The organism is Bacillus sp. ISL-46, assembly GCF_018613205.1.
The window spans coordinates 16,715-42,794 of sequence record NZ_JAGGQR010000058.1; the positions used below are offsets into that span (position 1 = coordinate 16,715).

General features: G+C 37.3%; 27 protein-coding genes and 1 pseudogene. 15 read left to right on the forward strand and 13 right to left on the reverse strand.

Going from position 1 to position 26,080, the window contains the following annotated elements; all coding sequences use genetic code 11:
- Positions 1–341: 341 nt before the first annotated feature.
- Positions 342–2,870 carry an Ig-like domain-containing protein gene (locus J7E67_RS25290; protein WP_214733037.1) on the forward strand — a complete coding sequence of 843 codons (2,529 nt, stop codon included), beginning with the start codon at positions 342–344 and terminating at the stop codon, positions 2,868–2,870.
- 414 nt (positions 2,871–3,284) lie between these two features.
- Here the strand turns inward: J7E67_RS25290 and J7E67_RS25295 are convergent, their stop codons facing one another.
- A complete protein-coding gene (locus J7E67_RS25295; protein ID WP_251026994.1) occupies positions 3,285–4,124 on the reverse strand; it encodes a hypothetical protein in 840 nt (279 codons plus the stop codon).
- Positions 4,125–5,124: 1,000 nt separating this feature from the next.
- Positions 5,125–5,284: pseudogene (locus J7E67_RS31540) on the reverse strand (tyrosine-type recombinase/integrase); the annotation flags it as partial.
- 339 nt (positions 5,285–5,623) lie between these two features.
- On the opposite strand from J7E67_RS31540, the gene hutH reads away from it, so the two are divergent.
- Positions 5,624–7,144 carry a histidine ammonia-lyase gene (hutH, locus tag J7E67_RS25300; RefSeq protein WP_214733038.1) on the forward strand — a complete coding sequence of 507 codons (1,521 nt, stop codon included), beginning with the start codon at positions 5,624–5,626 and terminating at the stop codon, positions 7,142–7,144.
- Positions 7,145–7,163: 19 nt separating this feature from the next.
- Positions 7,164–8,645, forward strand: a complete 1,482-nt coding sequence (locus J7E67_RS25305) for an amino acid permease (RefSeq protein WP_214733039.1) — start codon at positions 7,164–7,166, stop codon at positions 8,643–8,645.
- A gap of 243 nt (positions 8,646–8,888) precedes the next feature.
- On the opposite strand, the gene J7E67_RS25310 is transcribed toward J7E67_RS25305, so the two are convergent.
- Positions 8,889–9,833, reverse strand: coding sequence for an LCP family protein (locus J7E67_RS25310; protein WP_308161475.1), 945 nt, complete (start codon positions 9,831–9,833; stop codon positions 8,889–8,891).
- Positions 9,834–10,179: 346 nt separating this feature from the next.
- On the opposite strand from J7E67_RS25310, the gene J7E67_RS25315 reads away from it, so the two are divergent.
- The 5 genes from J7E67_RS25315 (at position 10,180) to J7E67_RS25335 (ending at position 14,131) form a co-directional block, all read left to right on the forward strand.
- On the forward strand, positions 10,180–10,326 hold the full coding sequence (locus tag J7E67_RS25315; protein WP_214733041.1) for a hypothetical protein: 147 nt from the start codon (positions 10,180–10,182) through the stop codon (positions 10,324–10,326).
- A 530-nt stretch (positions 10,327–10,856) separates the two neighbouring features.
- Positions 10,857–11,243, forward strand: a complete 387-nt coding sequence (locus J7E67_RS25320; RefSeq protein WP_214733042.1) for an SRPBCC family protein — start codon at positions 10,857–10,859, stop codon at positions 11,241–11,243.
- Between the two features lie 151 nt (positions 11,244–11,394).
- Positions 11,395–12,891 carry an RNA-guided endonuclease InsQ/TnpB family protein gene (locus J7E67_RS25325; protein ID WP_214733043.1) on the forward strand — a complete coding sequence of 499 codons (1,497 nt, stop codon included), beginning with the start codon at positions 11,395–11,397 and terminating at the stop codon, positions 12,889–12,891.
- A gap of 274 nt (positions 12,892–13,165) precedes the next feature.
- Positions 13,166–13,636, forward strand: coding sequence for an NUDIX domain-containing protein (locus J7E67_RS25330; protein ID WP_214733044.1), 471 nt, complete (start codon positions 13,166–13,168; stop codon positions 13,634–13,636).
- Positions 13,637–13,888: 252 nt separating this feature from the next.
- Complete coding sequence (locus tag J7E67_RS25335) at positions 13,889–14,131, forward strand: YARHG domain-containing protein (RefSeq protein ID WP_251026996.1); 243 nt, start codon at positions 13,889–13,891, stop codon at positions 14,129–14,131.
- 67 nt (positions 14,132–14,198) lie between these two features.
- On the opposite strand, the gene J7E67_RS25340 is transcribed toward J7E67_RS25335, so the two are convergent.
- The 10 genes from J7E67_RS25340 to J7E67_RS25385 form a co-directional block, all read right to left on the reverse strand.
- Entirely contained in the window at positions 14,199–14,480 is a 282-nt protein-coding gene (locus J7E67_RS25340; protein ID WP_214711815.1) for a hypothetical protein, read from the reverse strand.
- Between the two features lie 10 nt (positions 14,481–14,490).
- Positions 14,491–14,880 carry an SHOCT-like domain-containing protein gene (locus J7E67_RS25345; protein ID WP_214733045.1) on the reverse strand — a complete coding sequence of 130 codons (390 nt, stop codon included), beginning with the start codon at positions 14,878–14,880 and terminating at the stop codon, positions 14,491–14,493.
- Between the two features lie 13 nt (positions 14,881–14,893).
- On the reverse strand, positions 14,894–15,259 hold the full coding sequence (locus tag J7E67_RS25350) for a DUF2089 domain-containing protein (RefSeq protein ID WP_168241107.1): 366 nt from the start codon (positions 15,257–15,259) through the stop codon (positions 14,894–14,896).
- A gap of 634 nt (positions 15,260–15,893) precedes the next feature.
- Positions 15,894–16,274, reverse strand: coding sequence for a VOC family protein (locus J7E67_RS25355; protein ID WP_214733046.1), 381 nt, complete (start codon positions 16,272–16,274; stop codon positions 15,894–15,896).
- Positions 16,275–16,374: 100 nt separating this feature from the next.
- The gene (locus J7E67_RS25360; protein WP_214733047.1) at positions 16,375–16,890 is read right to left on the reverse strand and encodes an SRPBCC domain-containing protein; all 516 of its coding nucleotides are present in this window, start codon (positions 16,888–16,890) and stop codon (positions 16,375–16,377) included.
- Positions 16,891–16,919: 29 nt separating this feature from the next.
- Positions 16,920–17,375: a DoxX family protein gene (locus J7E67_RS25365; protein WP_214733048.1), complete on the reverse strand. Its 456-nt coding sequence runs from the start codon at positions 17,373–17,375 to the stop codon at positions 16,920–16,922.
- 47 nt (positions 17,376–17,422) lie between these two features.
- Positions 17,423–17,755 carry an ArsR/SmtB family transcription factor gene (locus J7E67_RS25370; RefSeq protein WP_214733049.1) on the reverse strand — a complete coding sequence of 111 codons (333 nt, stop codon included), beginning with the start codon at positions 17,753–17,755 and terminating at the stop codon, positions 17,423–17,425.
- A 608-nt stretch (positions 17,756–18,363) separates the two neighbouring features.
- Positions 18,364–18,813, reverse strand: coding sequence for a DoxX family protein (locus J7E67_RS25375; protein WP_214711812.1), 450 nt, complete (start codon positions 18,811–18,813; stop codon positions 18,364–18,366).
- An 18-nt stretch (positions 18,814–18,831) separates the two neighbouring features.
- On the reverse strand, positions 18,832–19,293 hold the full coding sequence (locus J7E67_RS25380) for a DUF2269 family protein (protein WP_214733050.1): 462 nt from the start codon (positions 19,291–19,293) through the stop codon (positions 18,832–18,834).
- A gap of 31 nt (positions 19,294–19,324) precedes the next feature.
- Positions 19,325–19,909 carry a TetR/AcrR family transcriptional regulator gene (locus tag J7E67_RS25385; protein ID WP_214733051.1) on the reverse strand — a complete coding sequence of 195 codons (585 nt, stop codon included), beginning with the start codon at positions 19,907–19,909 and terminating at the stop codon, positions 19,325–19,327.
- A gap of 350 nt (positions 19,910–20,259) precedes the next feature.
- On the opposite strand from J7E67_RS25385, the gene J7E67_RS25390 reads away from it, so the two are divergent.
- The 7 genes from J7E67_RS25390 (at position 20,260) to J7E67_RS25420 (ending at position 25,637) form a co-directional block, all read left to right on the forward strand.
- The gene (locus J7E67_RS25390; RefSeq protein ID WP_214733052.1) at positions 20,260–20,781 is read left to right on the forward strand and encodes a DinB family protein; all 522 of its coding nucleotides are present in this window, start codon (positions 20,260–20,262) and stop codon (positions 20,779–20,781) included.
- Between the two features lie 208 nt (positions 20,782–20,989).
- A complete protein-coding gene (locus J7E67_RS25395) occupies positions 20,990–21,418 on the forward strand; it encodes a DinB family protein (RefSeq protein WP_214733053.1) in 429 nt (142 codons plus the stop codon).
- 386 nt (positions 21,419–21,804) lie between these two features.
- The gene (locus J7E67_RS25400; RefSeq protein WP_214713095.1) at positions 21,805–22,134 is read left to right on the forward strand and encodes an HMA2 domain-containing protein; all 330 of its coding nucleotides are present in this window, start codon (positions 21,805–21,807) and stop codon (positions 22,132–22,134) included.
- The gene (locus tag J7E67_RS25405; RefSeq protein WP_214713094.1) at positions 22,131–22,655 is read left to right on the forward strand and encodes an HMA2 domain-containing protein; all 525 of its coding nucleotides are present in this window, start codon (positions 22,131–22,133) and stop codon (positions 22,653–22,655) included. Before J7E67_RS25400 ends, J7E67_RS25405 begins: the two co-directional genes overlap by 4 nt.
- An 8-nt stretch (positions 22,656–22,663) precedes the next feature.
- Positions 22,664–24,787 (forward strand): heavy metal translocating P-type ATPase, encoded by a 2,124-nt coding sequence (locus J7E67_RS25410; RefSeq protein ID WP_214733054.1) that lies wholly within the window; start codon positions 22,664–22,666, stop codon positions 24,785–24,787.
- Complete coding sequence (locus tag J7E67_RS25415; protein ID WP_214713092.1) at positions 24,759–25,349, forward strand: HMA2 domain-containing protein; 591 nt, start codon at positions 24,759–24,761, stop codon at positions 25,347–25,349. Before J7E67_RS25410 ends, J7E67_RS25415 begins: the two co-directional genes overlap by 29 nt.
- A 63-nt stretch (positions 25,350–25,412) precedes the next feature.
- Positions 25,413–25,637 (forward strand): hypothetical protein, encoded by a 225-nt coding sequence (locus J7E67_RS25420; protein ID WP_214733055.1) that lies wholly within the window; start codon positions 25,413–25,415, stop codon positions 25,635–25,637.
- The last annotated feature ends 443 nt before the right edge of the window (positions 25,638–26,080 follow it).

The following is a 26,080-nucleotide window of genomic DNA, read 5'->3' on the forward strand; positions in this document are numbered from 1 at the left end:
TTACCAGCTGTACAAAAGGCTGTGGAACTCGGTCACTCACGTAGGTATGATCTAATTCGGACGGTTCTTCTTTACGTTCTTTAATCTTTTGATCTTTTTCAGTTTTTAAAAGATTATTACATAGGTAGAAGGAGTGAACGTGTAAATGTTGTTACTCCGTTAACCGTAATAGAGCCATCACAAATCTTGATTTATCATATCCATTAGTCAAAGTATAGTTAACATTTTACTTTTTGAGTGGGGGACTGACCCCCTTTATAGTAGTTTTTTAGGAAAATAGAGGAAATAAGCCAGCAAAAGATATATTATTAATCTAAGAAACTATTAGAAAGGGTTTTTATATGAGAAAATTATTCATCCTTTTGATTGCAACCATTGTCTTTCTTGGGATTGTTCCTAGTTATAAAGAGGCGGCAGCGATTGCTAAAGAGCCACAGATTCAGGTAAAGTTAGTCAAATATTTAGGTAATCATTCAAGTATTTCATTGAAAATAGTGGGAAGCTACTATTTAAACGGAAATTCTTCAAATCGATTAATTCCTAATAAAAGCTATACGGTAAAGGTAGAGAATGGCACTCTTAGCTTATATGATGGAAATACGAGATTAGCCTCCGAGGCGGAAATATCGATTACGCCGGTCGATCACATTGACCATGCGATCATTAATGATCGTGAATACGCAGGCAGTTTTCGTTTCACTGTAGAAAATAATCAATATGTTAGACCTATTAACACCATTAATCTCGAAAATTATGTTAAAAGTGTGGTTCCGGTTGAAATGTATGGAAGTTGGCCGATGGAAGCTCTGAAGGCTCAAGCTATTGCGGCACGAACCTATGCCTTTTATCGTTTGAATAAAACGATCAATGATACCATCTCCTATCAGGTATATGGAGGTGTTACAAGCGAATATCCTAAATCATCGGATGCCGTTGACGCGACCACTGGTGAAATATTAACCTACAATGGCAATACAATTGATGCTGTCTTCTCAGCATCAAACGGTGGAATAACGGAAAACAAGTTTAATAACTGGACCAGCAACACCTTTCCATATTTTAAGGTTCAAACCGATGAGTATGATACGACCATCACCTGGAATGTTGCATTACATAAACAGCAAATCGATTACACTTCATTGGACCTAAAGAATCCAGATAGCTGGTGGAATTCAAAAAATGAAATAGATGCTGATTTCACTAGCAATATAAAAAAATGGATGATGAATCATCTCCCAGGACTCAGTAATAAACAAATCAAAATTGTTTCAATACCTAAGGTTACTTTTTCTGCTCCTACCGAAAGTGGTCGATTTTCAGTAGGGGAACTATCGGTCGAATTTTTTGTAAAGGACGAATTCAATCCCAATGGGGAGCTTGAACTTCAAACCACTAGTACCGGTATCATGCTTGCAGACAATATTCGTGCGGTCATCAGTTCAAAAAACCTGAAAAGTAATTTGTTTACTCTCAACGAAACCACGGATGCTTATTTGTTTTCAGGATTAGGGAATGGCCATGGCGTTGGCTTAAGCCAATATGGTGCGTATTATCGGGCCTCTGCAGGAATTTTATACAAGGACATACTATCCTTTTACTATCCAGGGACTGTTTTATTTAAGCAATACAAATCCGCACCTGAACGTGCCATTGTATACGAAGTAACAGATAAAGATACTTCTGTAACAGGCGAAGCGGAAGCAGGGTCAACAGTAGAAGTAAAAGTAAATGGATCCACCATTGGATCAGCGAAAGCCGGTACAGATGGAAAATTTACAGTGGTCATTCCGGTTCAAGTAGCAGGAACGGAATTGGTCATCACAGCAACTGACATTGCAGGAAATGTAAGTGATATGACTGTAGTAGTGGTGAAAGATGCCATAGCCCCTACGAAACCAGTAGTAAAGCAAGTAAGTGATAAAGATACAACTGTAACAGGTCTAGCGGAAGATGGGACCAAAGTAGAAGTGAAGGTAAATGGTTCAGTAATCGGTACAGGCAGAGCTGGAGAAGATGGTCAATATAAAGTGACAATTCCAGCACAAAAGGCAGGTACTGAATTAGTTATTATTGCAACAGACAATGCTGGAAATATAAGTAATGCATCCACCATTAAAGTCATAGACAAAACCGCTCCAGCAGTTCTTACTGTAAATACCGTTTCAGACAAATCAACTGGAGTAACAGGAACAACTGAAGCTGGAGCAACTGTTACAATAATAATTGGGACAAAAAGTTATACAGCTAAAGCTGATTCCAAAGGGAACTACAAAGTTATCATTCCAGTGCAAAAAGCAGGTACAAAGTTAATCATAACTGCCAAGGATGCAGCGGGTAATGTGAGTGTCGCAAAAAGTATCACAGTTCTTGATAAAACAGCACCAGGTATTCCAACTGTTTCCACTGTTTCAGACCTAACGAAAGTGGTAACTGGTAAAGCAGAAATTGGAGCCACTGTCACTGTTACAATCAGAACGAAAAAGTACACGGCAAAAGCAGATGCAAAAGGTAACTTTAAGGTAACGATTCCAGTTCAGAAAGCAGGAACAAAATTAATTGTGATTGCGAAAGATGCAGCTGGAAATATCAGTATTGCTAAGAGTGTAATTGTGATTGACAAAACCGCTCCATTTGCACCGAAAATTAAAACTACAGTAAAAAGCACAACAAAAGAAGTTACTGGAACTGCCGAAGCCTACTCTACTATAACGATCAAAGTCGGAAGTAAAGTCATCGGCACAGCCAAAGCAGACTCCAAAGGGAATTTTAAAGTGAAAATTAAAGCTCAAAAGAAGAAAGCAATTATTAGTGTGACAGCGACAGACAAGGCAAGAAATATTAGTAAGGCTACCACGGTTAAAGTTAAATAATTTTTTTAAAAATATTAATCCCCTACACGCAATGTGGAGGGGATTTCTTGTGCGCCTGGCAGTGCATGTCAGTGTGGTTGTATGTGGAGAGTTTGTGAATTTTTGCATTGGAAGTTGAAGAGGAGAGGCTCTCGGTTCCTCTCCATTTTTATTTAAGCAAACCTTAGAAACTTACTGCATATTTATGGAGAAATTACTACATAAAACCGAATGCTTACTACATAATTTATGAAACTCTCGACATTTGATGGATAAAAATTGGGAATTACCTCGAACCTCAGATACTTACTACATATTTTTTGAACTTACTACATTAAACTAGACAATTACTACATAAAACCAGACACTTACTACATAATTTATGAAACTTACGACATTTTCTGGAAAACAAATGGTGATTTATTGAATCTTATCTCAGTAAGCGGTAGGTAATTCCAAATTGAACCCCTGACCAAACACAATTTCCTCATCATTCAAATTAAACTTCTCATCGAGTGCTTCATGATAAAGTATGAAAAACTTATGGTCTAAGATTCCATAAAAATAGCCGAATGGATTTTTGATGTGGCTGTTGAACTTCAGCTTCCTGATGAGCTGCTTAAAGGATTGGATGGCGACATCTAGGATTAGTTCGGGAACATTTTCCCAATGGTGTTGATAGGCAGTGATTTTCACGATTTTCCAATACTCTTCGATTGTCTTTGCCTCAGGAAAGAAGCACTTTACCAGCTGAACAAAAGGCTGTGGAACTCGGTCGCTTACATAGGTATGATCTAATTCTGACGGTTCTTCTTTACGTTCTTTTATCTTTTGATCTTTTTCAGTTTTTAAAAGATTATTAGTTTCTTTAGGGTGGTTCAAGATTTCCTCTTTAGGTAGTTCATTTGAAGGAAAGCGATTAAACGAATACAAGTTACTAGACTGCGAACCATTTTTTCTTTCTGTTTCATAAACCGATAGGATTCCCAAATCCTTTGCTTTTTGAATCATTCGTTTAAAGGTAGAGCGTGAGATTCCGTGATCGCTGTATTCTTGATGAATCGCTTTTAATATGGTCCCTATTTTCGCATTGCATACGCCAGGTATTTTGGCAGAAAAACGAACCAGCCGCTTCAATCCAACCAGTGCTCCTTTTGAAAAATCATGCTTATGTGCCGCTAACCACATCTCGATATGAGTATTCAATTCCTTTAGCGAACTAAATTGTGAAAACTGCTCGAATCCTTCGATATTGCCAGATTTTAAACCTACCATTTCAAACACCCTTCCACCGCATTGAGTTTTGCTTCCAATCGTCAAGAGAACGATTCCAGCACCTCAGCGATATCGGGTTTGGCTTAGTAAATCGAACGACCAAAATTCACTTTTGGAGGCGTTTTTGTAACGAAACGCATCAAAAAGGGGTCAAAAGTGATTTTTGAAGCCGTTTTTTGCAATTTTAGCTAGTTTTCATATCATTTTGCATCTTTAACCCCGGAAGGGGTGTTAGTTCCTCATTTTGATAACCTTCTATATTTATTCCGTTAACTAGGTTTACTAGAGGAACTCAGTAAAAAGCCACATATTTGAATTGGGAGAAACCCTAATTCAGCTGCCCACCAGGGATCCTTTTTAAAAAAGGCATTGTTGGAGACAGCTATCGACATTCTTTTCAGAGATTTGGAGCGATAAGTCTAGTCATGGTGGGTGCTGAGGCTAGTTTTAACCAATCGTTTGTGTAAAAGGAGAAAAACAAGGTATTTGTCAAAGAATGCAGTATTTAGACGAAAAAGATCATTCTTGCTAATCTGGAGGAATAATCTATTAAAATCTAGTCGATCACCGACAATTATTTTACCTGAATCAAGAGGGAAAGCTTTAAACAACGGGATTTATCCCATTTTTACACAATCGTTTGATTAACATGCCAACTTGTAAGAACCCGTCGATGATTGTAGAAAGCCATTTTTATTGGCTAGATTTGTAATATTTGAGAAGTAAGCAGAGCTTTTCCTCGACAAGAAATTCTCTTGTATCGAGGCTAAAGTTCTTTTTTCCAAAGAGTTTGTGGCACTTTCAATCAAACGTTTAATTAGGAAGAATTCTATCGTCATTTGTCGAATATGTAGAGTGCTGATTGGTAGAAAATGGTTGAATGGATGTGTTAGCTGAAATGAAAACGATCATGATTGATGTATTTGCTAGAATTGGGGGGATTTAATTGAGTAAGAAGAGAACAAAGAAACAACAGAGAGATTTAGAAAATGGTATATACTTATTCCTTTTCTTGCTTATTGGCGCTCATATGAGCGTAAATATTCATGGTTGTGTTAATGTCTGTATGTCCTAAACGCTGCTTAATCTTCTTTACTCCCACGCCCGCTTCAATCAATAGATGTATGTGTATGGCTGAATGAACTAGGGGTAATATTTTTATCAAAGAAGATTATTACTCGCGACTAGTTGATGAAATTCACGAAAATGGAAGTCGACATTTAATTTAGGGTGACAGTCTTTCATTTGCTATTGTGCTAAAGTATTATTGTGTTAAAATTCTGAAAAATTAGTTGACAGATAAGGTTACGTTACATAGAATAATTATCATAGCAATAGGATTATAGAATATGAATAAAGGGATGATTACCCATGAGGCTGCGAAAAAAAATAGTTCAATATTCAAGAATGGTTATAAAAGAGGCTGGACTCCAATTCTAATAGGAATCGGAATCCAGCCTCTTTCTTTATTATACTAAAGTGCTAGAGGAGGAACGTTAATGATAACATTAACAGGTCAAAGTTTAACATTAAAACAAATGAAGGAAATTTTATTCGGAAATCAGAAGGTAAGCGCTTCAGAAAGGAGTATGGAGGCTGCTAGAAAGAGTCGGGAAGCAGTAGAAAGAATAGTTTCAGAATCAAAAGTAGTCTATGGGATTACAACAGGGTTTGGAAAATTTAGTGACGTCCTTATTAATAAAGATCATGTTCAAGATCTTCAGCTTAATTTAATTCGTTCACATGCTTGCGGCGTAGGTGAGCCGTTCCCAGAGGTTGTTGCAAAAGCAATGGTTCTTCTTCGCGCTAACGCACTTTTAAAGGGCTATTCTGGAATTAGGCCGCTTGTTATTGAAAGGTTATTAGATTTAGTAAACAAGGATATTATCCCTGTGATTCCGCAGCAAGGTTCCCTTGGAGCAAGCGGAGATTTGGCACCGCTTTCACACCTGGCGTTAGTGCTAATCGGGGAAGGAGAAGTATTTTATAAAGGAAATCGAATGGATTCACTTGAAGCCTTACAGCAAGAAGGAATTTTCCCAGTAACACTTGAGGCAAAAGAAGGCCTTGCTCTTATCAATGGAACCCAAGCAATGACAGCAATGGGAGTTGTCGGTTATCTAGAAGCAGAACAACTCGCATACCAAAGTGAGTTAATTTCCTCTATGACCATTGAAGGATTACATGGGATTATTGATGCCTTTGCTGCAGAGGTTCATATCGCTAGGGGTTATCAACAGCAAATTGATACCGCTGCACGAATCCGAGGTTACCTAAGCGATAGTTTATTGACGACGACACAGGGGGAATTGAGAGTACAGGATGCTTATTCCCTTCGCTGTATCCCGCAAGTTCATGGTGCCACGTGGCAAGCACTTGATTATGTAAAAGAAAAATTAGAAATTGAGATGAATGCAGCAACAGATAATCCACTAATTTTTGATGATGGTGAAAAGGTCATTTCAGGTGGTAACTTCCATGGACAGCCAATTGCGTTTGCAATGGATTTTATGAAAATTGCTGTTGCGGAATTGGCAAATATATCAGAACGACGAATTGAACGATTAATCAACCCACAGTTAAATGATTTACCGCCATTTTTAAGCCCCGAACCGGGACTACAATCTGGTGCCATGATCATGCAATATGTTGCCGCATCTCTTGTATCAGAGAACAAAACGCTAGCACATCCAGCAAGTGTAGATTCGATTCCTTCTTCGGCGAATCAAGAGGATCATGTAAGCATGGGAACGATCGGTTCAAGGCATGCTCATCAAATTATTCAGAATACAAGAAGAGTCCTCGCAATTGAGCTTATTTGTGCGATGCAGGCGGTTGAATACCGTGGAGTTGAAAAAATGGCAAGCCAAACAAAACGGCTTTATGAGAAAGGAAGAGAAATTGTTCCTTCTATTAAAAAAGACCGTATATTCTCAAAAGATATTGAAAAATCTGCTGAAGGTCTGAAAACAATGAATCTGTCAAAATTTCTTCAGCAAGTGGACAAAGTAAACAAATAAGAATGATAAGAGGTGTTATATGCAAAATACTGCACTTAAATCCCAAGAAACAGTACCCGAACACAAGTATGGAGAACATTTAGAAAGAAAGCTTAAAACACGGCATCTTTCCATGATTGCTATCGGAGGAACAATTGGAACAGGGTTATTTTTAGCCAGTGGAACCACGATTCATGATGCTGGTCCTGGTGGAGCTTTAGCTGCCTATATTATTGCAGGAATAATGGTATATTTTATCATGGGCAGCTTAGGAGAAATGGCATCTTTTATTCCGATTTCAGGTTCATTTAGTACGTATACCTCAAGGTTTGTCGACCCTGCACTGGGTTTTGCTGTTGGTTGGAACTATTGGTACAATAATGCGATTATTTTTGCTTTGGAATTATCAGCATCGGCATTGATCATGAAATATTGGTTTCCCGATGCCCCAGGTATTATTTGGAGCGCAAGTTTCCTTATACTTATTTTTGGCCTAAACTTTTTATCCGTTAAGGGTTACGGTGAATCAGAATTTTGGTTTTCAATGATTAAAGTTGCAACCATTTTAATATTTATTGTTGTTGGATTATTAATGATCTTTGGAATATTGAAGGGGCATGCTGGCGGTTTTGAAAATTTCACAAAAGGAGAAGCACCATTTAAAGGCGGCTTGTTATCCATATTTAGTGTATTTATGGTAGTAGGATTTGCTTTTCAAGGCACGGAGCTTGTCGGAATTACAGCCGGTGAAAGTGAAAATCCTGAGAAAAATTTACCTAAGGCAGTGAAACAGATCTTCTGGAGAATTTTATTGTTTTATGTTTTAGCGATTTTTATTATTGGAAGTATAATTAGCTATAACGACCCAAAATTATTAAGCGCAGATTTAGGGAGTATTGCAGTGAGCCCGTTTACTTTAGTATTTCAAAATGCAGGTCTTGCCTTTGCGGCGGCTGCCATGAATGCAGTAATTCTTACTTCAGTTCTGTCAGCAGGAAATTCCACTTTATACGCCGCTTCACGCGTCCTTTGGGTATTGGCGGAGGAAGGAAAAGCTCCGTCATTTTTGAAAAAAGTAAATAAAGGTGGGGTTCCGATTTACGCATTATACATGTCAACCCTTGTTGGGATGTTGTGCTTCCTTACCTCCCTTTTTGGTGATGGAACTGTCTATTCTTGGTTATTAAATGCTGCTGGCTTAGCTGGTTATATCTCTTGGTTAAGTATTTCGGTTACACATTATCGATTCCGAAAAGCTTATGTTGCACAAGGAAAAGATTTCAAAGACCTGCCCTATAAAGCAAAGTGGTTCCCATTAGGTCCAATTTTGGCGACAGTATTATGTTTAATCGCTATGCTTGGAACAAATTATGGGGCATTTATCGGCGCTAAGGTTGACTGGTATGGTATGTTGGTTTCTTATATTGGACTACCTCTATTCCTAATGAGTTATTTAGGCTATAAAATTGTTAACAAAACAAAAATGGTTCCATTAAAAGAGGCGGATTTCAGCAGAAATTAAGTATTTATTTTCATCTCATAGCATTCTTTTCATCTGTTATAAATTATCCAGGTGCCTGTCACGTCCCGGAATTTGTCGAAGATTGCTAGGTTTTTAGATTGTTGAAAATGAAAGATAAAGACAAGAAACCACCTTTCCTCTACTTAATAGTAGAGGAAAGGTGGTTTATGGGTCTTTCTTAAGATCCGAGGCTAGAATCATTTATTTACTTTTGATCCTTCACTTTGACCAATCACTATTATTCTATTCTCCTCCTAAAAATTTTTTAAGAGCCTCTTTATTTTGATGAAAGTCCACTTCTAATACTTCACCAATCTCTTCATGACGTTTATTTTGAAAACTGCCATCTTCAGGGATTCGAATGGTTTCTATGTCTCCACTTTTCTTAGTCAAAATGTCTTTTCCAATCGTCAAAAGTGTGTAAGTATCAATATTTGTATCGATGTATGTTTTTAGAAGACCTAATAGCTCAGGAAGTTTCACCACAATATGTGGACTTACAGCTTTTTCTTTTAATTTTGAGATCACTTCTTGCTGTCTTTGTACCCGTCCGAAGTCACTTAAACGATCATGACGAAAACGGACATATCCTAACAGCTCTTTACCATGCAGTTGTTGCTTTCCTTTTTCTAACTTCATTCCTATGCCAGAAGACATCTCATATGGTACGTCTACTTCAATTCCATTTGGAACGAGGAGATCGACCGCTTTTTCGAATCCTTTAAAGTCGACTATCGAATAATAATGAATATCTAGCCCGAAATTTTCTTTAATGGTTTCCTTCAGTAATTCTGGACCCCCATATGTATAAGCTGCATTTAATTTTTGTGGTTTATGTCCAGGTATAGAGACATACATATCACGCATTAGGGAAATAAGTTTCACCTTATGAGTGTGTTGATCATAATGTGCAATCATGATCGTATCAGTTCGAGCTTGTTTTTCTCCGCGGGAGTCACTTCCTAATAATAGAACATTTACTGCATCATTTTTATTTTTCTCCCCATGAAAAGAATGTTTTGCTTCAACTTTTTTAAGTGGTTGGTTCAGTTCTTTTATAGTTCCTTCTATGTACTGAAATACAGTAAAAAGACCAACCAAAAAGATACCTATGAGAAGGAGGGCGTTAAATAATCTACCCCATCTTACTCTTTTTCTTTTCTTTCTCGTCCGTACCAAACTTTGCACCACCTAGGCTGAATAATAATTAATTTACACGATATTCATATGTATCTATTAGATTATGGACGCTTCTTCCGTTTCTGAAAGGGTTAAACAGAAAAAGAAGGAGTTTCGATCTTTTTTAACAAACTCTTGAAGTAGTCATTATCCCATAATTACTTTACATCTTATTTAATATTAGGTTACATTTTTTTGAAATTTGGATTAAATCGTGCCTGTCACGCCCCGAACTTTGTCGAAGATTGATAGTCTTTTTAGATGGATTTAAAGTGATAGAATAGAGTTGCAGCTGAATATTGTTGGGGTGGTTGGTTGTCTCTTCTTTCCGTTATTAGGAAAGGAGGTGATAATCATGGAAACATTTCTTGAAATTCTACGAGAAATTCTGAAGGGAATTGCGCGGGAAGTATGTGCATATTTTTTTCGGAAGAATATTCTAGAAAACGAGAAAACCACCCTACGCCGTCGCAAGCAAAAGGGTGGTTCTGATAATAATTAACCTAGACAACCATCACCCTGCGGTAGAGGCTGCAGAAGAGGAGTGCTAGCAACACTTCTCTCTTTTTTATTATATCTCCATTATACATAAAAATATTCCTGTTGAGAAGGTAATATCCCCTGCCACGCACCAGATATAATAATGAATTTGTAAAGTGGTGAGCAGAGGGAAGCTTTTTGTCTGTTTTTGTTATAATATTAAAGGAATTTTGATTTTATTGTAGAAATTAGTATTTATTAACCAGTATTCTGGACTCCGAATATCTTCTGTTAATCCACCTGCCTTAACTTCTTTTTAGCGGACGCCTTGATGAAAAAATTGCTCAACCGCTGCCGGTGGGTCCATTAAAACTAGAAACCATTGGTGAACTTCTTTCCTTTGCTTCATTCCATGAAAGTGAACATATTGGCATTATCAATAGCTTAAAAATGTCCTTAAAGAGGAATAATAGAGAAATAAGTTCTCGTATGAAAAGCAGGGATCAATGTTGGTTTCCTGCTTTTCTTCATTAAAATGAAAGGATGTGTCCTATGGTAAAAGATTTTCAGATGAAATTAGCTCTTCCGGTATCAGTTGAAAAATTATATGCAGCTGTTTCTACGGAAGAAGGAGTCCGCAAATGGTGGACCGAATTTGCTAAGGCTGGTAACGAAATTGGAAGCACGGCAGAATTTCGTTTTCCAAAGGCAGGTTTTTATGTTAAGGCAAAGATCTTAGCTTTACAGCCTAATCAGTTGGTGGAATGGAAAGTGTTTGATTCCATGCATCCAGAGGCAAGTGGATTCAGCAATTTAAGAGACTGGGAAGGAACCATCATTCGATTTGAATTGGAAGAAGTTTCGGAGGGGAATTCCGTATTAAACTTTACTCATATTGGGCTATCAGAAGAACTAGAATGTTATCAAAAAGCAGCGTAAAACCCCTAGCTTTAGATATGGGGATATAAGCTGTATTTTTGTTCGTTTTTTTAGGATAATGCAAGTAATTTTACTATACATTCTTTGAAATTCCTTGGTATAATGAGAATATATATAGAACGCTTGTTCTTTTGGGGGAGGGGTGAATGATATGTATCGATCCTATAAAATACAAATTCAGCCGGAACATGAATTGTTCGACTACTGTGACTCACTCTGTTTTAAAGCGAAAAACTTGTACAATATCACCAACTACTATATTAGACAGGTTTACACAGCTTTAAAAAAAGAAACTAGAAATGAAAATCAACTTCAAGTTCTAACAGATATTCAAATCCATTTACCTCAAATGAATAAAATTCGTCTAAAAAGTTTTGAGAGGGCCAAAACTAAGCCTTTAAAAGTCGATAATAATGGTCATGTTTTGGAGCCAATACTGAAGCTATTTGAAATGCCCCATCCAGAGAAAGCATTCCTTCCCTATAACTTTGTAGAAGCACTGTTTAAAGTGATGAAACAAACCGATTACCTTTCTATGCCCTCTCAGTCCAATCAACAAACCATGAAAAAGGTATATGATGATTGGAAAAGTTTCTTCGAAGCCTCTAAGAAATATAAAACCATGTCTACTAGCTTTTCGGGAAAGCCAAAGATTCCAAAATACAAACCGAAAAATGGACGCACGACCTGTTATTTAACCAATCAAATTACTAAAATTAAAAATGGAAATATGCTTTCATTACCAGGAACTCCTCTTACATTAAAACTGGGAAAAATCGCACATATAGATGGTAAACTACAACAAGTGCGGATTGTCCCGTCCTATGGGCGGTATGTAATGGAAGTCGTTTTTAAAAGTGAACAGGAAAAGGAGATCAAACGATCAGAAAAACAATTAAATGAGTGGGTATTTGAGCCGAACCGAGTAATGGGTATTGATTTAGGCGTAGATAACCTGGCAACTATCATCGATAACACGGGGCTAAAGCCTCTGCTTATCAAGGGCAAATGGTTAAAATCGATCAATCAATACTATAACAAATTAAGAGCCAAATACATGAGTATCCTTCGAAATGGAAAAGGACCAAAGGAAGGGAAGTTTCAAACGACAAGATTAATTTCATTAGACCGAAAAAGAAACAATCGAGTCATGGATTTTTTACATAAGGCTAGTGCAAAAGTGGTCGAGATTGCTCAAGAAAGAACCATTGATACAATCATCATAGGTAAAAATGAGGGTTGGAAGATGGAGGTTGATATGCAAAAGACTACTAAACAAACCTTCATACAAATCCCATATGCCACTTTCATAGGAATGATTCGATACAAAGCAGAACGACATGGAATTCAAGTCATTGTCCGAGAAGAAAGCTATACCTCTAAATCTAGTTTCTTGAATCATGACCCGATTCCAACTTACGGGGAAGAGCACCAAACTAATTTTAGCGGGTATAGAAGCAGTCGAGCTTTTTACAAAATCAAAGGTTCTAAGATATTGATCCATGCCGATGTGAATGGAGCTTTTAATATTGTCCGTAAACATACCAATGATGTCTTCGAAGGACTGGAGAGAAAACAGTTCCTCCAATCCCCAAGAAAAATAATCATCATAAAGAAAGGAAAAGCAAAGCTGAAGACCTCGGTCTGATGTAGTAGCGGGACTTGTGGTAGCCCTCGTAAAGACAATGTGGCTTTAAAGCCTATTCTTTCGAAACCCCTAGCTTCAGCTATGGGGATACTCATCGGGTTTGTGAAAGAGGATGGAGCTCCTATTTAACCAGTTTGCAGCAGTTACTAGTAAGCGGGCAAGGAAATCCTTATAAGGAAATTAGTCATGAGAACAGCTAACCGACCCTTATAAGTTAAAGGGAGTCAGGGATGGTGTTTATTTTAATTAAAATCTTATCAATGGGGGAGTCTCTATGGGTTATTGTGAAGTTATCAGGAAAATGATTGGGAATTCTCCATTAATAATTGTACGTCCGAGTGTAGCGATTGTGAATCGTGATCAAGAAATTTTATTGAGTAGATATTCAGGTACTGCCTGGGGGGTACCTGGTGGAATATTGCAGTTAAATGAGTCAGTTGAAGAGTGTATTTCACGAAATGTCCTTGAAGATATAGGAGTAAAAATAAATGCGTTAGCATTAGTCGGTGTCTATTCAGGCAAGGAATTAATCAATCGAGTCGAGGAAAGTGGTGACGAGTATCATACTGTTGCCATTGGTTATTTATGTACCGATTACGATGGAGAAATAACTCCTGATAAGAATCAAGGAATAGAGGCCCAATTTTTTAGCTTTAATCAATTACCTCAAGAGATCGATCCTTTTATAAAAAACAAGTTAGTTGAATTAAAAGGGCAACTTGAAAAAATTAATAGTACTAATTAAGTCGCATGGTTAGTGAGTGTACCTTTTAGAGAGATTTTGCTGGGATTTGATGAATAGAGAAAAGCGCAAAGCACCATAGGATCTATGTTTAATAAGGCAATGATGCCTCGCGCTGTTTCATATTATCAAATAGTGGCGTAAAACCTCTTTCTTGATAAAGCTGTAGAAAATAAAGATCAATCTAGTCATGATCACCTTTCAACAAAAGAAAAAAGTCATGAAAGTTCAAATCTTTCCTCTTCAGATCATATTTTGCCTGCTAGTGATAAGAGGGTGGTGAGTGAAGAAGACATTGCTAATCTTACAAAAGGGCAGCTGCGTTTAGCCAGAAATGAAATCTATGCACGTCATGGGTATGTCTTTAAATCACAGGATTTGCAAACATATTTTTCAAGTAAGTCATGGTATCATCCAGACCCTTCCTTTGATGGCTCTTTAAATGAAGTAGAAAAAGAAAATGTAGACTTCATAAAGGTGAGAGAGGACAGTCTTTAGTGAGTTTCTTTTTTTAGGAAGACCCAAGTGATTAATCTTCACTTGGGCCGGTGTAATCTATAAAACATCATAGTCTAACCTTCACCTCAGTACCGTCTTTAGCTTTGACATCTACCAGCACGATCCCTTTATGATTTTTCAGTTCCTTTAAGATTGGTTTTAGCGTTTCTTTGTCTATCAGTGGAATGGTAAAGTCCAGTTTTTTTCTTTCGAAGTGCTCTTTTGTCCATTTGTTTGCATGGTGATGAAGCAATTTCGAAGACAAAATGGATATACCCATGTTTAAAATGGTATATGGAATGGGGATGGTGAGCCGAACGTCTTTTGCTTTCACTTTTAAATGCAGCATAAGCAACTCACTATTCAATGATGACAGAAACGGTATCTCCGTTTGCCGATTTAACATCAACAATTTGGCCATCCAATTCGTTTTCCATTGCTTCAATAATCAGGTTTATGTCTAGATCCTTTACATATTTTTCTGATTGAGGAATACTCGCTGCGATGCTGTGTCCAGCCTTTAATACTACCTGGATAAGTTTTATGGGCAAATTGACCGTGACGTTATCATTTTCAGCTGATACCACACGAATTTTTAATGTTTTATCTAAATATTTAGTCGGTTTTTCTACTAGCTTACTTCCTGCTTCTTCTTTTTCTTTTAATACTTGGATAAGTTCTGATCCCTTATCTGCATCAATTTTTCCTTCTTGGACCATTGTTAATACTTTTGCAATTTCCTCTCTCATGGTAAATTCCTCCCTATTCGTCTTTTAAGAGCTTAATGGCTTCTTCAGGAGTGATTTCGCCATTTTCCAACATGGCGACAACCTTTTTCTCGTCTACTTCATTTTTCTTCTTCTGCCCATATCCAAGGGATGAAATGATGTCTGTTAGCTTGCCTCGAACCGTTGGATACGAAATCCCCATTTCCTTTTCAACTTCTTTGATATTCCCTCTGCATGTTAAAAATACTTCCACAAAATGAAGCTGATCCTTTGATAATGACGCCAGCTTGGATAATTCAAATTCATTTTCAATCGTCGTGTGACAATGAGAGCAATGCAACTTCGTAATCTTCAATGTTTTGCTGCAGACGGGACAATTTGTAATTACTTGATAGGCCATAATGAATTCCTTTCTTTTATTTGATTATATATCAAGAAATTTATATAGTAAATAATAAAACTTAATTTTATTAAACAAAACATTAAAATAATTAATTGGTGAATCAATATTATTAATTCGGCGTTTTTATTCATCTGATTTTGTGATTTTTAATTTTATGAAGGAATACGAGAATGCAAAGTAGGATTGATTTTATGGAAAGTTACTTTGCCTCTGATTGTACGGACGCTGGGATTACCCCTTAATTTGGGGAATAGCTGGAGAGTGCTGATATTCAGTAATCGGGCCAGTTTGTGGAAGATCGGCAATTCTAGTTAGAAAGCAATCGAAGTTGAATTCATAAAAGTTTTGAAATAAAGATTGATACAAAGAAGCAGCTAAACCTTTTAATTAACAGTAAACAAAAAGAATCTATTATGAAAAAAGATCCATCAAATAGATTCTACAGTTTTAATACAGATGAAATTTTTATAAAAAAGTTTGATCTTTTTGGGGTACGCTTTGTTGAACATTAGCCCAGGGTCGGTAGCTAAAAAGGCGGCTGATTATTCCAGTCAGCCGCCTAAAATGGATATTGGTTAGTTCTAAAGTACCGCAAAAGGTACGATAAGGAATGGTTGATCGTTATAGTAAATTACTTTTTTTCCATTACAGCAAAGTAATTTCCTTCATTATCTGCAAAGTTAAATACTCTTCCAGAAGGCATATTTACAATTTCTCCGACTTTGACATTTTTATTTGATAAGTCGCCATGTAATTGATCGAGATTTTCCGTAAAAAACATTAAAGAAGGTGTACCGAGATTTAATTCAGGAGCCATTTTAGCAACGAATTCCTTATTATGGAGAATGATTCTTGTTTCTGAACCCTCTGTAGGAGCAATTTCAATCCATCTCATTCCTTGACCATTATTTTCTTCAGAAATTACATTAAATCCAACTTTTTCTGTCCAAAAATCCATTGCATCATCTTGGTTATTTACATACAACATAATTTGACCGACTTTACTAATCATTGATTTTTACACTCCCTTGTATAAGTAATTTCCAAACTCGTTACTATAGATAAAGGTTTCGATTTAACCGGACTGCCGGGAGGCCGGTCGTGATATTTCCTTATTTCAGCTGCTGAAGAACCTCTTCCAGGCGGTCCCAAGTTTCGGTGATTCCTTGCAGCATGCCCATATCCATAACGGTCTTGAGGCCCTCCGCCGATGCATATTCAGCGCGGTTGATAAGCTTCGTCTTGCCGCCCAGATCGATGAATTCCAATGTAATATCAGTCGATGGCATGGCGTCATTCGTAATGCCTTCAGCATCCGAGAAGAAATCGACGTAGACGATCTTCTCCGGCTCGATGATCTCCTTATAAACCCCTTTGCCCCAAGATTCCATACCGTAAAATTCACCTTGGTTTTGATCGACACACTTCATGCAGTAGTGCCAAACGCCGCCCGGCCGGAAATCGACGTTGCAGACAGGAAGCTCCCAGCCTCTGGGTCCCCACCAGCGTTTGAGATGCTCGGGATCTTTAAACATCTTGAACACAAGGTCGCGCGGCGCGTCGAAAATACGCTCCAGCACGAGTACTCGATCGTTCTCCACCCTCGAAATCATAGCGTTGTTGGACATTTATAATTCCTCCCAATAAATTTTTTTTGTTATTTCGCATGACTTAATGAAACGGCTTTTCGTTTTCTATGGTAGAAAACATAGGATCCAGCAATCAAAATGTACCCAATAATGAAAAATACCCAAGGATCGCCCACTGCTATAGTCGAATACATGGCACCCGTCAAATCGATGACAAATCCGGCATAAGCCCATTCCTTAATTCGCGGAAAGCCGGGCATCAGTATCGCTATAACACCTAACGATTTGGCAACGCCAATAAAGGGAAGAAGGTATGCAGGGTACCCTAAATGTTTGAATAAAGCAACTGCTTCAGGGGCGGACATTATATCAGGAATAGAACCTAAAAGCATTAATACTATCAACAGCCCCGTAAAAAAACAGTATCCGATTGTTATATTCTTTAGAGATACCTTATTTCCTTCTTTGGTTTGGTTATTCTTAATAAGTTTCCGATCTTCTACAGAAGTCAAAAGGTTTGCCATGACCTCATTCCTCCAATATCGTTTTTTTTAAATCTTTGGCAGGACTCCTACTTGTCGTCATGGTTCACATCCTTTCTTTGTAGGTCCTGCAGGTAATCGTCCAAGCGGTCGAATCTCTCGTTCCAAATGTGGCGGTAGGACTCTAACCAGGAATCAAGCTCTTTAAACGGCTCGGCTCTCAGCTTGTAGATACGTCGATTGGAGATTGCATTCACCTCAACGAGTCCTGCATTACTAAGTACACGAAGATGTTTGGAAGTTTGTGGCTGGTTGAGCCCAAGCCGATTGGAAATTTCTCCCACCGTGAGAGGGCCTTCACGTAAGAGTTCGACAATGTGTAGCCGGTTGGGCTCAGCAAGAGCATTCAAAGTTGTTTTCATGACTATAATATAACCGGATAGGAATATTCCTGTCAAGGAATATTAGGAAGTTTTTTAAAAATTGTGCTCCATGGTTGCGCTGTGCTTGTTTTCAGTGTGATTTTTACTAAACGGTAGTTCAATATGGCTAGTTAGCTTCAGAAGTTATTAAAATATTATTGATCTTCAACAAACGGGCGCGTTTCTGAAATAAGCAGGAACTCTTTTTACTAATGGGAGTTAGTTTAAGAAGAAATGTTGCAGCTGTTCAATTTAAGAATAGTTTTTTTCAATAAATCTTTACTTTATAAAGTAGATTAACCCCCGCAAACATTGCGGGGGCTATATAGTGTTTTTTCTTCTTCAACTACCGGGTCGTTGAAGAAGAATTAAGTGATTTTAGGATTGAGACCATATTTTAGTTATTCCATTAAAGGGCACTATAGTTGACTAAAGGGATTTAAAACAACTTTTTGTCACATGTTTTTGATTCAATCAAGAGGAATTTCTTAAAAGTAAACAACTCTTTTTTTTGAATGAGCCGTATTTTTCAACGGAAATATACTGCTGCTAACCGTTAAAAGAAACATCTTTATTTGTATATAAGAATTAACCGTTCTTTCGCTGCTCTATGGGCTAGACAAGGAAAATCCAGCAAAGAGAACAGCTGTTAAAAATATTATTTGTAGGATTGTTCGTGGTAGCAGAGAGGACGTGGGTTTTCCGCCAATTTTGACCTTTAGTTTTGCAGCACGAATATTTGCTGGAAACATAACAACCAGTAGAATGGCCAAACAGATCGAGGCCATTCTTGAAGTAATTGGTACCAGCAGACCTAAAGCACCAACAATCTCCAAAATACCCGTAATAGTCACGATGAAACTCGGATTCGGTAATGAAGGAGGCACCATTTTAATAAGATCCGGGCGTCTCTTTCCCCAATGAGCCATTCCTGTAAATAAAAACATGACTGCAACAGCAATGCGTAAAGATGTCTGCCATTCACCCAAAGGTAGTTCTAAAAAACCAATCAAACGAAAAAACAAAAATGATGCAATCAGTACAATAAATGGAGCCATTCGTATCCCTCCTCTACATTAAAAACCTTTTATAATCATAAAATACAAAATCATGACAGGTAATAAAGTAGCTGTAATCCCAAAGATTGCCCAATATCGAGATGCTTTCCGGTACGATTTAGAAATGTCGCCTTCCTCTATTGATTGGGCGCTGTGACGAATCATGCTTCGCTGTATGGGCAGCAATAGTAAAAACCATAAAACTCCAGTAAAGACAAACAAGATCAGTGAAAGGGTAAGCCAATTCAAACCAGACATTGAATAACCTGCTTGAACAGCCATTAGAATGCCGGAAACAATGATTAAAATTAATCCTGGCAGTGTGAAGATGAAATCAGCCAACATCACATTTTTCACGGTGTTATGAATCAATTCAGGGTCTCCCTTTATGTCAGCCCTTATTTTCCAAAAGGCCGCGGTAATGATGTTTCCTAAAAAAATAACAGCCCCCAACACATGCAAAAACAACAGAAATTCCATGTGGTTCACACCTTTTCTTTTATTCTTTATTTTAACGGAGAATGTCGGTTATTAATGTCGAGAAATCGTCTGTATTGAATGCGTATGAATCTGTCGAAATGGCACTTCGTATACGTAGTCCGTGCGAAAGCAAAATAAATAATTCAGCTGTCTTATCCGTATTCACTGACAAAGGAATGACCCCGTTCTGCTGACCGACTACAATCCACTGTTTGGACAGCGTGACTGCCTGATCGTAAAATTGGCGAATTACATGGCGAACAGCTTCATCGTTCTGTCCTAACAAATAAATAAAGATTTGATTGGTTGCATCTTGCGGATCTTGCAGGGTAGGTAAATTTTGAAGGATTTCTTTCAGTGGTCCCTCCAGTTCCTTATTTCCCTTTTCTACTTCGGAAAAGAAGCGATCGTTGATATCTTCAATCCTTTCCTGTAACACCATAGCCAGAAGTTCATCCTTGCTCTTTACATAATGGTAAATAGCTCCTTTAGAAAGCCCAGTACGTTCCATAATGTTGCTTAAGGTCATTTTACTACAACCTTTTTCGTGGACCAATTCCTTGGTTACATCCAAAAGCAACTGTTTTGTTTGTTGTCGTTTTGATTCCCGATCCAATTAATTTCCTCCTAATTTATTAGTATGCGGTTCCTCTAAGTTTAAATTGTGTTTTTACATACCGAAGGTCGGTTTGTAAATAGGTGAATAAAATTCCTTTGAGTCCCTGAAAATATAAAACCTCTATTGGTTATGAAGGATGGTGGCGATGTTCCTACAAATCATTATTTAATTGAATTATTCATATTTCTTATTCAAGAATAGGGCGCAATTCTGCAGCAAGAATTGTGCTCTTTCTTTATGTAAAGGGCCATTTAGTTGAAGATCTCATCAGATAAGTAATAATATTTAAAGGAATAATTCATTCTGATAAGGAATATTAAAAAATGTGATGATAAGGAGGCGATTGTATGGTTAATCATGTAGAAAATCTATATAACTATCATGTATGGGCAAATCAACGGATTATTGATCATCTTAAGACACTTTCTCCTGAGAAATATCAAAAGGAAATGAAAAGTGTCTTTTCTTCTGTTTCAAAGGTTTTGTCACATATCTATTTAGTGGACTATGGATGGCTTAATATCCTCGAAGGTCAGAATATGAACGAAGCAATGCAATCTTCATTACAACTTCAAGAAAAGATAGAGAAACTGCCCATTGAAGACTTAGAAATGGAATTCCACACTTTATCAACTCGGTTTAAATCTTTTTTGGAAAGTCAGGAGGATATAGAAAAGAGAATAATGTTGGATAATCCATGGGCAAGTTTAAGAGAAACAAGTCTATCTGAAATGATCTTACATGTTGTGAATCATGGAACCTATCATAGAGGGAATATTTCAGCTATGTTGCATCAATTGGATGATTCTTCAGTTATGACTGATTATGCTTTTTATTGGTATTCTGATAATGTGATTCATCAGAAATAGGTAAGAGATGAGTAATCCATTTTTTCTTCAAAAAGGTGACGTTTGTTGAGAACGAGATCTGTTTACACAGCACTTTCTTTCAGCTAACGGATAGCTTTAATCAACAATTGTTGATCTAAAATGATCTGACTCTTCTATGATATTTAACATTACCAGCTAGAATAAGTTAATTGCTTTTACAATACCCAATAAGGGAGGAGAGGAATTTATGGTCAAAAAACTGATCGTCGGCGACGCAACGCATGAACTGGCCACTACGCGCCGCATTCTGGAACGCTTGCCCGAGGAGCATATGTCGTGGAAGCCGCACGAGAAATCGATGACGCTCGGCGGGCTGGCCACGCACCTGATGCGCGAGCCTTTGGAAAAACGCGCTGACGTTCTGGAGGAGTTCGACGCAAACGTCGGCAAGTTGGAAAAGCTGCTTTCCGAATGCGAAGAGAAAACGCTCGGCGAGGAATGGACGCTGCGCCACGGCGACCATATCATCCTCCGAGAGCCGCGGGCGATCGCGCTCCGCACCTTCGGATTAAGCCACATGGTTCATCACCGGGCGCAGCTCGGGGTTTATTTGCGGCTTCTCGATATTCCGGTGCCGGGCATCTACGGCCCCTCGGCCGACGAGGAAGCCCAATGAATTAAGTTTCTCGATCCAATACTCGCCAAAAAGTCGTAGGGCACCGGCATGACCGCCGGTCCTCTACTACAAGGGACAAGAATGATTACAATCCTTGATCACTAACAGTTGAGGATTTTTAATTGAACAATACCAGTTAATATCAGCTTTTTGTTTATTTAAGAAAAGGTTGCTTTTTCAGAACAAGGAAAGCGTCTTTTTAACGGAATAATGAAGGGTTTGTGGTTACAAGAAAATATTAGTAGCTCAATTAAAGGGCAGTTGGAACAAGGGTATTTATTAAGAATAAATATTTATAATAAAATGGTTTTACAATATCTTTAATAACTTATTGTCTTAGAGAATTTATATTGGTAAAATATTGAATTAAGTTGGTGGTATTTAACATGATTGGTAAAATAACAGAAAAAATAATGCTTAAACATGTGGAAAGAAAGCTAGGTAAATATGATATTAAGCTTATGCATTTTATCCCTGGACGTATTCGCCTCCAATCCCCTATATGGAAACAGAACGTCTTATTAATAAATAAAATTATAGCAAAATTGAAAGAGCAGATTTTAGTGTATGATGTACAGTTTACAGAATCAACAGGTAGCTTACTTATTAAATATGATGCCTCCTATGTAACCGATGTGAGGGAACTAGAATCATGGTTTTATATAGTAGATGAAGTTTATCAGAAAGAATTCACCATAAGGAGAGTTGAACAGTGATACCTACTATTGTAGGAATTGGAGCTTCTTTAATAGCACCTAAAATTATGTCCCAGTTCCGAGATCAAAAAATAAAAATACTACATGCTATGCCTGGTAGGATACGTTTACAATGCGATACTTGGAAACATCCTATTGTAGCAGAAGCTTTAAGTAAACACGTACAGAATCATCCTCTTATACTAACATCCAAAGCATCGGCCATAACCGGAAGCCTTATTATTCAATTTGTTGTGCCTCATATTAGTCAAGATGAACTGGATGAAGTGATGACCAACATTGTACAAATTGCATCAGATGCTATCTTACATAAAAGTGCTGTGATGATAAGTGGTATGAAGAATACATTAGATTTTGTAGACAAAGGCATAAAAAAGCAAACCAATGGATTTGCTGATTTTGACAGTCTCTTTGTTTTATTTTTGTTAGGTAAAGGCATCCAATCCTTTGGTAATGCTCCTGCATTTTCAGCGAGTTTACTATATTGGTCATATACCATTATTAAGAATAAAGGGGAGTGACATATTGGATGATAAATGGATTGCGAATTTCACATTCTTTACCTGGTAGAACACGATTTCACTTATCAGGAGTTAAAAATCATAGTCTTATTGAATGTTACTTTCGCTCTTTTCCAGGCGTATATTCAGCTATTTATACAAAGCTAACAGGAAGCGTTCTAGTTTATCATGACTTCACAACCTCTTCACAGAACCTAAAGAAATTTGCCTTATCTTCTTTAAAACAACAGCCTAAGAAGCAATGGTTGCCTTTTACATGGACACAAATGGCTCCCATCGTTGCTTGTACGGCTATGTTTGTTGCAAACTGGTATGTACAGAAAATTCCTCTGTCGTTCGCTTGGAAAACTGCCTTTCATTGGGGAGCGATGGTAACGGCTATTGTAACATCATCGGGAGTCATAAAAGATGGATTTTTCCATTTGTTTAAAGAGAAAAAAGCAACTGCCAATACGTTAACTGCAGCTTCTATCTTTGCTTCCCTATATATAGGAAACCCTGGTTCTGCCTTGGTTATTACCATCATGTCAACTATTAGTGAATTACTGACAGAGTATACATCTCAACAAACAAAACAGTATATTCATTCTGTTTTAGAACTAGATACTCCATACGCTTGGAAAGTAAATGCGCAAGAAATTGAAGAAAAAGTTTTATTACAAGAGGTACAAGTAGGTGACCGGGTAGTTGTCTTTACTGGAGAAAAAATACCTATTGATGGAATTGTAATTGATGGACACGGTACAGTCGATGAGTCATCTATTACAGGTGAATATATGCCAAAGGAATTGAAAGAAAACGATTATGTTTATGCAGGTAGTGTTCTCCAAAGTGGTCATGTTAAGGTAATGGTAGAGAAGGTAGGAGAAGATACCGCACTTTCTCGGATTGTGAAACTATTAGAAGAAGCACAAGAAAAGAAGGCGCCAATTCAAAACATTGCAGATTCTCTAGCTGAAAAAATGGTACCTGTTTCATTTGGTTTAGCTTTATTGACATTTTTATTAACACATAATGTAAGTCGAGCGATGAATATGCTCGTTATTGACTTTATCTGTGGAATTAAATTGTCTACAGCTACAGCACTTTATGCGTCTATTGGGAGAGCTGCGAAAGAAGGAGCTATTGTAAAAGGAAGTCATTACATTGAGGAAATGGCCAAAATAAATACAGTTATCCTAGATAAAACTGGTACGATTACAGAAGGAATGCCCGTAGTCCAACATGTTATTGCATCTGAAGGATATCAAAGAGAAGATGTCATTCGTCTCGCTGCTATAGCAGAAAAAAATTCTTCACATCCTATTGCAGACGCTATTGTCAAACAAGCGAATGAATGGAACATTCAAGTTCCGATACGGGATAATGATGCAAAGGTTCATACAGTGGTTGGGAAAGGAATTTCTACATTTTTAGATGGCAAACAGATTGTAGTAGGAAGTCTTCGTTTTATGAATGAGTTAAAAATCAAAATGAATGAATTTCTACATAAGTTAGAGAAAGACGAAAATGTGATTTACGTAGCCTATGATCAGACATTAGTAGGTGTAGTGAGTATTTTTGATAAAATTCGATCCGGTATGCACCGTGCAGTTCGCCATCTACGTAAGCAAGGCATTGATGACATCATCATGCTAACAGGAGATAAGCGAACAGTAGCAAAAGAAATAGCTCAACTCCTTCAGTTAAATTGGTATCATGCTGAGGCTCTTCCAGAAGAAAAAGCTAACTATGTAAAAAGGTATGGAAGAAGAGGTTCGGTTATGATGGTAGGCGATGGAGTAAATGATGCACTAGCACTGGCTCATGCTAATATAGGAGTTACGATGGGAGCAAAACGAACAGATATTGCATCAGAAGCCAGTGACATTATTGTTACATCGGATAATCCACAAATGCTTTCTGAGTTAGTAGGACTTTCTAAGAAAACAATGAACATTATTAAACAGAACTTTATCGCAACGTTTGTGATCAATGGAATAGCTATCATATTTGGTGCTCTAGGTATCTTCTCCCCAATTGTTGGGGCAGCCATTCATAATGCAGCAACAATCGGTGTAGTATTCAATAGTGCACGTATCTTATGGGTAGGAAGTGAATCGAATGAATCCCAAATTCTATATTCTGCATGATATTCCTGGTCGTCTTCGATTACAGATTCCATCCTTACGAGACAGGATGAATTTTAAGGAAATTGAACAACTATTCTCTTCTCTTAAAGGAGTATCATTTGTCAGAATACAGCCACTTATTCATACAATGCTGATTGAATATGAATCATTATCTATCTCTCGTAATATCATTTGTCTATATGTGTCAATATTTTTTCAACAAACAAGATTAGATCCATTGGATGATATTATGATTCATATGCATCCAGCAACCCGAAGTGACTGGTTGCGTGCATTATTTTCTGGTGGATTATTATTGTTAGCAGGCATAAGAAAGTCATCTTTTCACAAGCCTGATATTTTGGTCTATGGAGCAGTTGCTGCTACCGGTTACACCGTACTTTCTCATGGAACGATAAATAAAATCAGACATCCAGATGTATTGACAGGTATATTAAGTCTACTATCTCTAGGGTCTTCTAATATGCTCTATGTAGCAATGATTACATGGATTGTAAACGTATTAGAGCTCTTACATGAAACAAGAAATTTTCAAATACAAAGATTTCAACAGATAACCTAGATATTATATTCATACATAGCTGTATGAATTGATATATAACTAACAAAATGGGGGAATAATACAATGATTAATCGAGATTTTTTAATGGGTTTTGTATCAGGAACAGTTGTAGGAGCAGTAGGATACCGTTTGTATGAGCAAAACGGAGGTCAACTGCAACGCCTTGTCCAACCTAATCAACCATTCAGAGGAGCACAAGGAGCTAGTTCATATCAACCTTCTGTAGAAGATTTGGTAGCACAAAAAGAACGTTTAGAAGACATGATTGCAGAAATGCAAATGAAATAAAAGTTGCACTCATCAAAAAAAGAATGAGAAACAGTCCCAGGCTGCTTCTCATTCTTTTTTATATAAATAATAGGGGAACACAATAAATAAAAGAAGCATGAATTCATTGACTGTACCTTAAAATATAGTTAGTTTGAATAGAGTTTCGACTTTGATATAGACAAATATTTTCACCTAATATTAAAATGTTGCACGAAGGAAAACTTTATACTATCATACTTCAATAATGGAATCTAATCAACATAAAATCCATAAAATGGTATATATTTACTATAAATAACTAAAAAAATTTAATGTTAATAAAATATCACGAGTGTTGATTATCCAAAATTAGACAGAATCCTCCCGTGAAAAGGCAAGGTTTCTTTTAAAAACAGCGCCAATTCAGAGCTGTCAACTGTGGATTTGAAATAAAGTCACGATGTTTATAAAAAAGACACAAA